Here is a 12666-nt window from a genome sequence, read left to right on the forward strand (position 1 = left end):
CTTGCGCAGCTGCTGGACCTGCCGGTTAGCGCAGCGTTGGGCCGGCCGCTGCAGCAGCTGTGCCCGGAACTGGACATGCAGCAGGCGCTGCAGGAAGGCACGGGTGAAGAAGACCGCGTGATGCGGCTCGGCTCGCACGTCGTGGTGAGCAATTTACTGCCTATCCTGGAGAACGGCGAACGTACCGGCCTGGCCCTGACCTGCCAGGACATCACTGTTGTGCAACGTGCCGACCAGCGCATCCGATCCACCCGCCGCCCCGGCTCAATATCCTGCGTCTGCAAACCACACCGCTGCGTGAAAGACCTGAAGACATCGCTCAGATCTGTGCAAGCATCAGCCAGCGCCTGCTCGTACAGGGCCAGCCCGCGGGCGCTGCCGATATACCCGCCGCATTGCTGCCGTACCTTGAACGCTATGCCTGGCCCGGGAACGTCCGGGAATTGGAGAACGTGATCGAGCGGGCGATGCTCTCGACGCGCGAGCTGCTCAAGGCGCATCGCGTAGACGAGCAGTACCTGGCTCGCGTGCTGCCCGAACTGTGCGAAGGCCCTGCCCTTTCAACCGCCCGTAAAAAGTCCCCACGCGAAACGGACCTGCACACCATCGGCAAGGCTGCGCAACTGCGTCATGTAAAGGAAACGCTGGAAAGTTGCCATGGCAACCTCGACGAAGCCGCTCGTCGCCTCGGCATCAGCCGGACCACTTTGTGGCGGCGCTTGCGATCGGCCCATTGAGTGCCACATGCTTATCCATGACGTTCTGGTTGCGAGCGATTCTGCTGTGAGGTGCGCCTAGTTGGGCTGACGCCCGTTCGTCGCCCAGCAGGTTTAGCCTGTCGATCCCCCCCCTCCCCACTCGACCAGTAGCTGAATCCCTCTATTGGAGTCAGCCATCATGAGCAGTTCCGATACAGACCACGAGGTGGTCACCCGTAGCCAGTGGCTCGCCGCACGGCGCCAGCTGTGGTTGCACGAGAAAGCCTTCACCCACCTGCGTGACGAGCTCGCCGCAGCCCGGCGGGCGTTGCCTTGGGTCAAGGTCGAACAGGCCTACCGTTTCCAGGGGCCCGAGGGTGAACTGGGGTTGGCCGACCTGTTCGCCGGGCGCAGCCAGCTGCTGGTCTATCACTTCATGTTCGCCGAGGGCTGGAGCGAAGGCTGCCCGGGCTGTTCGTTCCTGGCCGACCATTTCGACGGTGCCAACCTGCACCTGGCGCACCACGATGTGTCGCTGGTGGCGGTATCGCAGGCACCTTATGCGCAGTTCCAGGATTTTCGTCGGCGCATGGGCTGGCGCTTCCCCTGGTTTTCGTCCAACGGCAGCTGTTTCAACGAGGACTTCGGCGTGCGCATGGCTACCGACGGTTCGGCGCAGTACAACTACGAGCCCTATACCGGCAACGAGCGGGAGCTGCCCGGGCTGAGCGCGTTCTATCGGGATAGCGACGGCGAGGTGTACCACACCTATTCCACCTATGCCCGGGGGCTGGACATCCTGGTGGGGGCCTACAACTTCCTCGATATCGCGCCGCTGGGGCGTAACGAGGAGGGAACCATGGACTGGGTGCGCCACCATGACCGCTATGCGGCGGGCGCCCAGGCGGGGCATTGCTGTCATGAATGAACAAGGGGCCTGACATGCAGGCCCCGTGTTCCCGGCGAACAACCTGCCGGGCACCATGAAGGTGCCTCGGCGGGTTCAGCCCTGCTGCACGGCCGCGAAGGCCTCGGCCACGCGGCGCAGGTTGGCCGGGCGCAGCCCGGACATGCACACCCGGCCGCTGTCGATCAGGTACACACCGAACTCGTCACGCAGGCGGCGCACCTGGGCGACGCTGAAGCCTGTGTAGCTGAACATGCCGCGCTGACGCAGGAAGAATTGGAAGTCCTGGCCGGGCAGCAGCTCGCCGAGCAGGTCCACCAGCCCCTGACGCATGTCGAGGATACGCTTGCGCATCACTTCGACTTCCGCCACCCATTGGGCGTTGAGGCCGGCATCACCCAGCACGCCGGCCACCAGCTGGGCGCCGTGGCAGGGTGGGCTGGAATAGTTGCGGCGCACGGTGGCCTTGAGCTGGCCGAGCACGCTCTGGGCAGTGGCGTCGTCGTCGCAGACCACCGACAAGCCGCCTACCCGCTCGCCGTACAGCGAGAAGATCTTCGAGAACGAATTGCTCACCAGGCATGGCACACCGGCACGGGCCATTTCGCGAATGGCGTAGGCGTCTTCCACCAGGCCTTCGCCGAAGCCCTGGTAGGCGATGTCGAGGAACGGGATCAGCTGGCGCGCCTTGACCACCTCGACCACCTGCTGCCATTGAACCTGGTCCAGGTCGACGCCGGTGGGGTTGTGGCAGCACGGGTGCAGCAGGACGATGCTGTTCGGCTCCAGCGCCTGCAACGCGCCGAGCATGCCGGCGAAGTCCAGGCCACGGCTCGCTGCGTCGAAATATGGATAGGTGTGGACCTTGAAGCCTGCGCCTTCGAAGATGGCGCGGTGGTTGTCCCAGGTCGGGTTGCTGACCCAGACCTGCGACTGCGGGAAGTAGCGCTTGAGGAAGTCGGCACCGACCTTCAGCGCACCGGAACCGCCGACGGTCTGCACGGTGGCCACGCGACCACCGGTCACGGCCGGGTGGTCGGCCCCGAATAGCAGCGCCTGGATCGCCTGGCGGTAGCTGGCCAGGCCTTCCATGGGCAGGTACAGCGAGGCTTCGTGGGGCTGATCGGCCAGGCGCTTTTCCACCTCGCCCACCGCCGCCAGTTGCGGCACCACGCCAGCTTCGTCGTAATACAGGCCGATACTCAGGTTGACCTTGTCGGCACGGGGGTCGGCCTTGAAGGTCTCCATCAGCGAGAGAATCGGGTCGCCGGCATAGGCATCGACATGTTTGAACACAGCGCACAGCTCCTTGGATCAGGACAGTTCGGGGAATGCTGCCTGCGAGGATACCTGCAGTGGCGCTGGAGGAACATCACTGATGTGCAAGGATGTCAATGCAGCATTGCATGTTCGGTGCCAGAAGATCTGCTGCCTGTCGAACCGAGCGCCGCGCGGGCGGCGCTCGATTTCACAGCCACCACTCCCCTCAAACCCTACCCCGAATCATTCAACCAACGACTTGAGCCCTTGCAACTCCTGCTCGGTCAACGCTACACCTTCACGCTGCGCCATCTCCCGCTCGCGGTAGCGGCGCTCCCCTGGCATACGGCTCAACCCCACCGCCTGCATGTGCTCCACCAGTTCCCGGCTGCGCTGGGCGAAGCGCTCGCCTTCGGCCTTGCTCGGGTCGATGACAATGATCAGCTGCCCGGTCCACGGCGTTTTCGCCCCCGGGTGCCCGGACCAGTCGAACTCCCAGGAGAAATGCCCGCCGGTCAGCGCCGCGGCCAGCAGCTCGACCATCATCGACAACGCCGAACCTTTGTGCCCACCAAACGGCAGCAAGGCGCCGCCTTCGAGAATCGCCTTGGGGTCGCAGGTGGGCTGGCCCTGGGCATCCACGCCCATGCCTGGCGGCAGCTGCTCGCCCGCACGCGCGGCGATCTGCACATCGCCATGGGCCATGGCGCTGGTGGCCATGTCGAAGACGATCGGGTCATGCCCGGCACAGGGTGCAGCGAAGGCGATGGGGTTGGTGCCGAACAGCGGCTTGCGCGCCCCATGCGGCACCACGCAGGTCATGCTGTTGACCACGCTCAGGGCCACCAGCCCTTCGTCGGCGAACGGCTCGACGTCCGGCCAGAGCGCCGCGAAATGGTGCGAATTGTGGATCGCCAATACCGCGATCCCGGCGCTGCGGGCTTTCTCGACCAGCAAAGGCCGGGCCGCAGCCAGGGCCGGCTGAGCAAACCCACCCTGGGCATCGACTCGCACGTAACCCGGTGCCACATCGCTCACCTGGGGTACGGCCTGGCCATCGACCCAGCCGCTGGCCAGGGTCGAAACATAGCCAGGGATACGAAACACTCCATGGCTGTGGGCACCATCGCGCTGTGCGCTGGCGCAGTTGAAGGCCAGCGCGGCAGCGACCGACTCGGCGCAACCGTGACGCAGGAAGATCCGTTGCAGCAGCGCCTGCAGCTCGGCGAAAGGCACGCGCACGACAGGGCTGGCGGAAGGTGCGGACATCTGGAGCTCCTTTCTTGGAATTGGAATGGCTACAGCGTAAGCAATGGCAAAACTGTCCCGCGAATGACAGCTATCTGTCAATTGTTGACTTGATGACAGAAAACATCCATTTTCTATCCCACGCCTCACCCACCCGGAGCCGACCATGAGCCAACCGATCAAGCAACGCCTCGAGAACAGCCTGCACAGTGCCGCAGCCTCGGGCCGCAAGATCGCCAGCTACATGCTCGCCAACCTGCATGAACTGCCGTTCCAGACCTCCGCGAGCATCGCCGCCAAGCTGGGCGTCAGCGAGTCGAGCGTCGGCCGCTTCTGCCGCGCCCTGGGCTATGCCCACCTCAAGGCACTCAAGCAGGACCTGCAAAGCGACCTGGGCGATGGCCCCTGGCTGGTGGGGGATCGCCTGCAAGAATACCGCCAGGGCCATGACGACAGCGAGAGCTCCGGCAGCCTGGAGCTCGAAATCGCGGCACTGGTCCGGGTGCATGAGTACAGCCGTGGCCAGGCCTGGCAACAGGTCGCCCAGCGCCTGGCAAGCAAGCCGCGGGTGTTCATCGCCGGTTTCCAGACCGAACGCGGCGTGGCCATGTGCATGAGCCACCTGCTGCAATACCTGCGCGACGGCGTACAACTGGTCGACGGCAGCGCCGGGCACTTCGGCGAAGTGCTGCTCGGCCGCGCCGAGGACAGCGCACTGGTGGTGTTCGAGGCGCGCCGTTATTCCCGCCATGCCCTGCAGCTGTGCCAGAAGGCGCGCCAGGCCGGCATACCGGTCACATTGGTGACCGACACCTTCTGCGACTGGGCCGACGCCAACGCCTGCGAGGTGTTCCGCATCCCCACCGAATTCAATCTCTTCTGGGAATCCACCTCGGCGATGCTGTCGTGGGTGCACCTGATGGTCAACGAGGTCTGCAGGAAGCTGGGGCCTGATGTTGAAAGACGCTTGGAAGCAACTGCCGCTCTACATAACGAGTTCGTCGGCTACACCTCGTGGCCCGCGAGCAAACAACAATAGCAAGAGTGAAAGTCCAGAGGTGCAAGATGAGAAAGACCATGGCTGTGGTGGGTGCGTGTGCCCTGTTCCTGGCGGGCGCGGCCAGCGCCGAGACCCTGCGATTCGCCACCGAAGGTGCCTACCCGCCCTTCAACTATGTCGACGCCGACAACAAGCTACACGGCTTCGATATCGACATTACCCATGCCCTGTGCGCGCAGATGAAGGTCGAATGCACCCTGGTGGCCCAGGACTGGGAGGGCATCATCCCGGCCTTGATGGCACGCAAGTATGACGCCGTGGTCGCGTCGATGATCGACACCGAGGAGCGGCGCAAGAAGATCGCCTTCACCAACCACTACTACCGCACCCCGCTGACCGTGGCGGTGGCCAAGGACAGCCCGATCAGCGATGCCCAAAGCGACTTCAAGGGCTACACCGTCGGCGCCCAGTCCTCCTCCACCCAGGCCATCTACGCCGAAGACGTGTATGCCAAGGCCGGCGCCGACGTGAAGCTCTACCCGACCATGGACGAGGCCAACGCCGACCTCGCCGCCGGCCGCCTGGACGGGGTGATCGCCGACAAGTTTCCGCTGCACGAGTGGGTCAACAAGAACGGCCAGGAGTGCTGCAAGGTCCTCGGCGACGTCAACGGTACCAAGGCCGATGCTGCCATCGCCGTGCGCAAGGACGACGAGGCCCTGCGCCAGCGTCTGAACAAGGCCTTGGACGAAATCGTCGCCAACGGCACCTACCAGAAGATCGCCAGCAAGTACTTCGACTTCGACATCTACAACTGACCCCCAAGCCTCGCCGCTGGTCTGTGGGAGCGGGCGTGTCCCGCGATGGCGTCGGCACGCCGGTCAGTGCTGACTGGCCCGACGCAATCGCGGGGCAAGCCCGCTCCCACAGGGTTCGCGTTGCCATCGGATATCGAGGCTGACGGAAAAGGAGCACCTTTGCATGCTCGAACATTTGTCCTTGCTGTCCTTCGCCAGCGGCGGCTGGGGCCAGGCGCTGCTGGCCGGCGCCCTGGTGACCCTATCGCTGGCCCTGGCCTGCCTGCCCATCGGCCTGCCCCTGGGCCTGCTGGTCGCCCTCGCCGCCCGCTCGCGCAACCGCGCGGCTCGCGCCTGGGCAACCAGTTTCTCAACCGTGTTCCGCGGCCTGCCAGAGCTGCTGACCCTACTGATCATCTACTACGGCTGCCAGATCGCCGCGCAAAAACTGCTGGCGGCCATGGGCTATGAAGGGGAAGTGCTGATCAATACCTTCCTGGCGGCGATGATCGCCTTCAGCCTGGTGTTCGCGGCCTTTTCCAGCGAGATTTGGTTGGCGGCGTTCAAGACGCTACCCAAGGGCCAGGTGGAAGCCTGTTCGGCCCTGGGCCTGAGCCGACGCACCGGCTTTTTCAAGGTGGTACTGCCGCAACTGACCCGCATCGCCCTGCCGGGCTTGTCCAACAACTGGTTGTCGCTGCTCAAGGACACCTCGCTGGTCTCGACCATCTCCCTGGTCGACCTGATGCGCCAGACCAACCTGGCCGTCAGCGTGACCAAGGAACCGATGTTCTTCTATGGCGTCGCCTGCCTGGGCTACCTGCTGTTCTCGGCGCTCTCGGGCCGGGTCTTCGCCTTCATCGAACGACGTTGCAACCGTCACCTGCAAGGAGCTCGGGCATGAGTTTCGAACAATTGCTGGCCATGGTGCTCGACCCTGACCTGCTGGAGCGCTACGGGCCGCGCTTTGTCGACGGCTTGCTGGTGACCGCCAAGCTGGTGGCGATCTCCTTCACCCTTGGCGCTGTCCTGGGCCTGCTGCTGGCCCTGGCACGCCTGTCGCGTAGCCGAGTGCTGCAGCACTTGTCCGCCAGCTACGTGTACTTCTTCCGTGGCTCGCCCCTGCTGGCCCAGCTGTTCCTACTGTACTACGGCCTCGGCTCGCTCAAGGGTTTCTGGCAGGACATGGGCCTGTGGTGGTTTTTCCGCGAAGCCTGGTACTGCGCCCTGCTGGCCTTCACCCTGAACACCGCCGCCTACCAGGCGGAAATCTTCCGCGGCAGCCTCATGGCCGTGGCGCCAGGCCAGTACGAAGCAGCCCGGGCCCTGAGCCTCAAGCGCTCGACCACCTTCTTCAAGGTGGTCCTGCCGCAGTCGCTGCTGGTGGCCGTGGGTCCACTGGGCAACGAGTTGATCCTGATGATCAAGGCCAGCGCCATCGCCTCGCTGGTGACCCTGTACGACCTGATGGGGGTGACCAAGCTGGCCTTCTCGCGCAGCTTCGACTTCCAGATCTACCTGTGGGCCGCCGTGCTCTATCTGGTGATCGTGGAAATCGTCAGGCGCGCCCTGAAACACCTGGAGGCCCGCCTGGGCCGCCACCTGAACTGACCGAAGGATACGCTCCATGCATTGCCAAACCATCGTCCTGGGCGCCGGCATCGTCGGCGTCAGCACCGCCCTGCACCTGCAGGCCCGTGGCCGCCAGGTGGTCCTGATCGACCGCGACGAACCGGGCAGCGGCACCAGCCACGGCAACGCCGGCCTGATCGAGCGCTCCAGCGTGATCCCCTACGCCTTCCCGCGCAGCCTGGGCGCGCTGCTGCGCTATGGCCTGAACCGCCAGCCCGACGTGCGCTACAGCCTCCTGCACCTGCCCAAGGCCGCACCCTGGCTGCTGCGCTACTGGCAGCAGTCGGCCCCCGGGCGCCTGGCCGGCGCGGCGGCCGACATGCTGCCGCTGGTGCAACGCTGTGTCGAGGAGCACGACGCGCTGATCGACGCCGCCGGCCTCGGTGCGCTGGTCCAGGCCAAGGGCTGGATCGAGGTATACCGCGACCCTGGCCTGTTCGCCCAGGCCAAGGCAGACCTGCAGGCCCTGGCGCGCTATGGCCTGCGCTACCAAATCCTCGAACGCGACCAGTTGCAGGCCCGGGAGCAGCAGCTCGACGGCGATGTGGTCGGGGGCATCCACTGGTTGGACCCCAAGACCGTGACCAACCCCGGCGGCCTGACCCGCGGCTACGCCGCGCTGTTCGTCCAGCGTGGCGGGCAGTTCCTGCATGGCGATGCGCGCAGCCTGCGCCAAGTGGGCGAGCAGTGGCAGGTGGACAGCCGCCGGGGGGCGGTGACCGCCGACGAGGTGGTGGCCTGCCTCGGCCCGCAGTCGGCCGAGCTGTTCGAACCACTGGGCTATCGCTTCCCGCTGGCGATCAAGCGCGGCTACCACATGCACTACAGCACCCGTGACGGCGCCGAGCTGGTGCACTCGATCTGCGACACCCAGGGCGGCTACGTGCTGGCGCCCATGGCACGGGGCGTACGCCTGACCACCGGCATCGAGTTCGCCGCTCACGATGCGCCCGGCAACGAAATCCAGCTGGGCCGCTGCGAAGCCCTGGCGCGCAAGCTGTTCCCGGCCTTGGGCGAGCGCTTGGACGACCGCCCCTGGCTGGGCCGACGCCCCTGCCTGCCAGACATGCGCCCGGTGATCGGCCCGGCACCGCGCCACAAGAACCTCTGGTTCAACTTCGGCCACGCCCATCACGGCCTGACGCTGGGCCCGGTCACCGGCCGCCTGCTGGCCGAGCTGGTCACAGGCCAGGCGCCCTTCACCGACCCGGCGCCCTACAGCGCCGCACGCTTCGACTGAACCTGCGAGGAGAACAATAAAATGACCGCAGCCCCCCTGAGCCTTGCCAGCCTCGCCCCCGAACCCGACCCGCGCCCGGTGCTGATCCGCATCGAAGGCCTGAACAAGCACTATGGTGCCTTCCATGTGCTGCATGACATCGACCTGCAGGTCCGCGAAGGCGAACGCATCGTCCTGTGCGGCCCCTCGGGCTCCGGCAAGTCGACCTTGATCCGCTGCATCAACCGCCTGGAGGTCGCCGAGCAAGGCAGCATCCAGGTGGCCGGCACCGATCTTGCCGCCACCAGCCGCCAGGCGGCCCAGGTACGCAGCGAGATCGGCATGGTGTTCCAGCATTTCAACCTGTTCCCGCACATGAGCGTGCTGGACAATTGCCTGCTGGCGCCCACCAGCGTGCGCGGGCTGTCGCGCAAGGACGCCGAGGAGCGCGCGCGCATGTACCTGAGCAAGGTGGGCATCGAGAACCAGGCACACAAGTACCCCAGCCAGCTGTCCGGCGGCCAACAGCAGCGCGTGGCCATCGCCCGGGCACTGTGCATGAAGCCCCGGATCATGCTGTTCGACGAGCCCACCTCGGCGCTCGACCCGGAAATGGTCGCCGAGGTGCTGGACGTGCTGGTGCAACTGGCCGGCACCGGCATGACCATGCTCTGCGTAACCCATGAGATGGGCTTCGCCCGGCAAGTGGCCGAGCGCGTGCTGTTCCTCGAAGGCGGGCACATCATCGAGGACAGCCCGCCCGAGGTGTTCTTCAACCACCCACGGACGGCGCGGGCGCAGGCGTTTCTCAAGCAGATCCTGCACTGACCCTTTCGCGGTGCCAGGCCGCTGCGCAGCATGCCGTTGCGCAAGCGGCCTGGCGCCTCGATGGGCTGCGAAGCAGCCCCTTTTTCACATTTCATTGCACCAACGCAAAGAGCCAACTGCATCGTTAAATATTATTGACCAAAACCCCCGCCAAACCCTTGTCACCTCAGGCCTCCAGGCCTTGCAAACCCCGAAAAACGGCGCCTGCGCCCACCGCCACTCGTTTGACATATCGAACGGCTCTGGCAAGCTATGAATCAAGCCCCGACCGGAATCGCCTGCCTGGCGAGCCGGCAGTGCTCGGGGCTCCAGGCCGCACACAAGGCCCAGGCCGTGCGCCTGCACAACAACGACAGGTAGAACCTGTCCCAAGGTGACATATGTCCAACAGCAACATTGGCAACAAGCAACCCTCCCTGCGCAAACCCGTCGTCCTGATGACCATGGGTACCCAAGAGCGCAAAGGCCATGACTATCAGGTCATGACCCACAAATACATCACCCCGCTGGTCGAGTTCGCCGGTTGCGTCCCGGTCCTGGTGCCCACCTGCTGCGGTATCGAAGACCTCGAGACCTACCTGGACATGGCCGACGGTGTCTACCTGACCGGCGCGGGCAGCAACATCGACCCGGCCCTCTATGGCCAGGAAAACCAGACTCCAGGCAAGGCCCAGGACAAGGATCGCGACCTGTTCGACATCCCGCTGGTGAAGATGGCCATCGCCCGTGGCCTGCCGATCTTCGGCATCTGCCGTGGCATGCAGGAAATCAACGTCGCCCTGGGCGGCGATATCTATCAGAAGGTCTACGCCGAACCTGGCTTCAACGACCACCGGGAAAACCCCGAAGACCCGGTCGATGTCCAGTACCAGGCCGTGCACAGCGTGAAGATCAAGCCAGGCAGCTGGCTGCGCGAGAAGCTCGGCACCGACGAGATCCGCGTCAACTCGCTGCATGGCCAGGGCCTGCACAAACTGGGCAAAGGCATCGAGCCGATCGCCCACGCCGAGGACGGCCTGGTCGAAGCCATCCACGCGCCAAGCATTTCGCCGTTCCTGTTCGCTGTGCAGTGGCACCCTGAATGGCAAGCTGCGAAGAACCCTGACTCGATCCGGATCTTCGAAGCCTTCGGCGAAGCCTGCCGTACCCAGGTGCGCAAGTCCCAGGGCAAGCGCACCCAGGCTGCCTGATTCCTCTTCGTTAGGTTTCGATCGCGGGGCGGTGCAATGCCGCCCCCCGCTTCCTCGGTCACCCTCTGCTGGTCCCAGAACACTTCCCGTGGAAGCGGGCGGCTGGCGTGTGCCTGCCTCGCGATCGCTTTTTCAGCCTGGTAAAAAATCTGACGGCAAATTGCTGGCCCCTAGCCGTGCAAGGTGAAGGCAAACTTCCTTCCCCTTCATAAGCTTAGGACAGCAACATGCGGGCATTTCTAGCAACGATCGCTGGCTGCGTAATGGCCACGGTCGCCTTCGGCGCCCAGGCCAGAGCCTTGAACCAGAACGATCGCCACGTCTGTAACTGGGGCTCGCAGATCGCCGCCGAAGCGCAACAGGCCAAGCTTTCCGGCGTGACGTTGTATGCCACGCGCAAGAAACTGCAAACACGGCGGTTTCCCAAGCCCTGGATGCGCATGACGGCATTCGGCATCACCGAACAGACCTACAACAGCCGCTCGCGGCTCAAGCCGACCGCGATCAAGCAGACGTACTATGAACAGTGTGTGCAACATGCCGTTGCTAGAAGATAAATTCTTTATTTTCAAATAGATAGCGAAACTATTTAAGGTGCATTGTTAGAATTCGAACACCCGCCCCAGCCACTTATATGTTGGGGCGGTGAGTCTCAACAGCCGCTCAAGGCCGGCGCACGACGCTCGCCGGCGAAGAACAGCGGGCGCAAGCGTACACCTACCAGATTGCCGGTATAGGCCGCCACCAGCCACAGCCAACCATGCACGCTGCCCGATGCGATGCCGCTGAAGTAGGCGCCGATATTGCAGCCATAGGCCAGGCGCGAGCCATAGCCCAGCAACAGGCCACCAATGATTGCGGCGATCAGCGACGGCAACGGAATGTTCAAGCTCGGCGCGAAACGCCCGGCCAGGCCTGCAGCCAACAGCGCACCGAGCACGATCCCCAGGTCCATCACCGTGGTGACGTCCTGCCATAAGGGTGCGGCCAGGGCCTTGGCGTTGGCAGGCACCTGCCAGAATGCCCAACTGCCGACGTCAACACCCAGGCCACCCAAGGTCTTGGCCCCCCACAGAGCGAACGCCGAGGTGATCCCCCAGGGGCGACCGGCCAGGGCCAGGGTGGCGTAGTTCAGCAGCGCCAGTGCGATGGCGCCCCATACCAGCGGCCAGGGGCCTCGCAGGAAGCGACGCAGGCCCTGGTGCTCGCTGGGCGCGGGTACTTCCAACCCGCCATGGCGACGCATTTCCAGCACCCGCGTGGCCCACGCGATCAGCCCGAACAGGGCCAGGCTGGCCAACAGCGCCGGCACCACACCCCAGGCCTGGACGATGGAGGTGGCCGGGAACGACGGCAAGGCGAACCACCAGTCGACGTGGTGAGTGGCGGTGACCGAACCGATGATGAAGAACAGCAAGGTCACCAGCATTCGCGCATTGCCACCGCCGACGGTGAACAACGTGCCCGAGGCGCAGCCGCCACCGAGCTGCATGCCGATGCCGAAGATGAATGCACCGAACACGACTGAGACGCCTGCCGGCGCCACCAGCCCCTTGATCGGCGTGCCGAACAGGCTGCCGGACGACAGGGCCGGGAAGAACAGCAACACGGCCAGGGCCAGCATGACCATCTGCGCACGCAGGCCGGCACCACGACGCTCGGTGATGAACACCCGCCAAGCCGAGGTGAAACCAAAGGCAGCATGGTAGAGCGTCAGACCCAGGGCCGCGCCGACGATCAGCAGCAGTACCTGGTTAAAGCCGGCATTGAGATTGAGGAACCAGGCACCTGCCAGCAGCAGGCCCAGGGCGATCAACGGCGCGCCCAGCCGGCGCGGTTCGGGTGTGGCGGTTGTGGAAAGACCCATGGTAGTACTCGGATACAGTG

General features: G+C 64.8%; 13 protein-coding genes and 1 pseudogene. 11 read left to right on the forward strand and 3 right to left on the reverse strand.

Features of this window, described 5'->3' with window-relative positions; all coding sequences use genetic code 11:
• From ACNFG0_RS13455 to ACNFG0_RS13465, 3 genes and pseudogenes are all read left to right on the forward strand, one after another.
• Positions 1-456 (forward strand): annotated as a pseudogene (locus ACNFG0_RS13455) (hypothetical protein); the annotation flags it as partial.
• Positions 453-737: a helix-turn-helix domain-containing protein gene (locus ACNFG0_RS13460; protein WP_416765192.1), complete on the forward strand. Its 285-nt coding sequence runs from the start codon at positions 453-455 to the stop codon at positions 735-737. The pseudogene ACNFG0_RS13455 and the gene ACNFG0_RS13460, both read left to right, overlap by 4 nt.
• A 160-nt stretch (positions 738-897) precedes the next feature.
• A complete protein-coding gene (locus ACNFG0_RS13465) occupies positions 898-1626 on the forward strand; it encodes a DUF899 domain-containing protein (protein ID WP_196155116.1) in 729 nt (242 codons plus the stop codon).
• 75 nt (positions 1627-1701) lie between these two features.
• Here ACNFG0_RS13465 and ACNFG0_RS13470 read toward each other — a convergent pair whose 3' ends face one another.
• Both ACNFG0_RS13470 and ACNFG0_RS13475 read right to left on the reverse strand, forming a co-directional pair.
• Positions 1702-2901 (reverse strand): aromatic amino acid transaminase, encoded by a 1200-nt coding sequence (locus tag ACNFG0_RS13470; protein ID WP_196145922.1) that lies wholly within the window; start codon positions 2899-2901, stop codon positions 1702-1704.
• A gap of 207 nt (positions 2902-3108) precedes the next feature.
• Complete coding sequence (locus ACNFG0_RS13475; protein WP_196145923.1) at positions 3109-4134, reverse strand: Ldh family oxidoreductase; 1026 nt, start codon at positions 4132-4134, stop codon at positions 3109-3111.
• 145 nt (positions 4135-4279) lie between these two features.
• Here ACNFG0_RS13475 and ACNFG0_RS13480 point away from each other — a divergent pair, with 145 nt between their 5' ends.
• The 8 genes from ACNFG0_RS13480 (at position 4280) to ACNFG0_RS13515 (ending at position 11336) form a co-directional block, all read left to right on the forward strand.
• Positions 4280-5152 carry a MurR/RpiR family transcriptional regulator gene (locus tag ACNFG0_RS13480; RefSeq protein WP_196145924.1) on the forward strand — a complete coding sequence of 291 codons (873 nt, stop codon included), beginning with the start codon at positions 4280-4282 and terminating at the stop codon, positions 5150-5152.
• 26 nt (positions 5153-5178) lie between these two features.
• Positions 5179-5931 carry a transporter substrate-binding domain-containing protein gene (locus ACNFG0_RS13485; protein WP_416765193.1) on the forward strand — a complete coding sequence of 251 codons (753 nt, stop codon included), beginning with the start codon at positions 5179-5181 and terminating at the stop codon, positions 5929-5931.
• 163 nt (positions 5932-6094) lie between these two features.
• Entirely contained in the window at positions 6095-6814 is a 720-nt protein-coding gene (locus tag ACNFG0_RS13490; RefSeq protein ID WP_196145926.1) for an ABC transporter permease, read from the forward strand.
• Positions 6811-7521 carry an ABC transporter permease gene (locus ACNFG0_RS13495; RefSeq protein ID WP_196145927.1) on the forward strand — a complete coding sequence of 237 codons (711 nt, stop codon included), beginning with the start codon at positions 6811-6813 and terminating at the stop codon, positions 7519-7521. The genes ACNFG0_RS13490 and ACNFG0_RS13495 overlap by 4 nt, the downstream gene beginning before the upstream one ends.
• 16 nt (positions 7522-7537) lie before the next feature.
• Positions 7538-8782: an NAD(P)/FAD-dependent oxidoreductase gene (locus ACNFG0_RS13500; RefSeq protein ID WP_416765195.1), complete on the forward strand. Its 1245-nt coding sequence runs from the start codon at positions 7538-7540 to the stop codon at positions 8780-8782.
• A gap of 21 nt (positions 8783-8803) precedes the next feature.
• A complete protein-coding gene (locus tag ACNFG0_RS13505; RefSeq protein ID WP_196155111.1) occupies positions 8804-9589 on the forward strand; it encodes an amino acid ABC transporter ATP-binding protein in 786 nt (261 codons plus the stop codon).
• 380 nt (positions 9590-9969) lie between these two features.
• Positions 9970-10779, forward strand: a complete 810-nt coding sequence (locus ACNFG0_RS13510; protein ID WP_196145930.1) for a gamma-glutamyl-gamma-aminobutyrate hydrolase family protein — start codon at positions 9970-9972, stop codon at positions 10777-10779.
• A gap of 227 nt (positions 10780-11006) precedes the next feature.
• Positions 11007-11336 (forward strand): hypothetical protein, encoded by a 330-nt coding sequence (locus tag ACNFG0_RS13515; RefSeq protein WP_196145931.1) that lies wholly within the window; start codon positions 11007-11009, stop codon positions 11334-11336.
• Between the two features lie 95 nt (positions 11337-11431).
• On the opposite strand, the gene ACNFG0_RS13520 is transcribed toward ACNFG0_RS13515, so the two are convergent.
• Complete coding sequence (locus tag ACNFG0_RS13520; protein ID WP_196145932.1) at positions 11432-12646, reverse strand: YeeE/YedE family protein; 1215 nt, start codon at positions 12644-12646, stop codon at positions 11432-11434.
• Positions 12647-12666 lie beyond the last annotated feature (20 nt).

It is taken from the genome of Pseudomonas sp. NY15372, assembly GCF_048068215.1.
In the GTDB taxonomy this organism is placed as follows: domain Bacteria; phylum Pseudomonadota; class Gammaproteobacteria; order Pseudomonadales; family Pseudomonadaceae; genus Aquipseudomonas; species Aquipseudomonas guariconensis_A.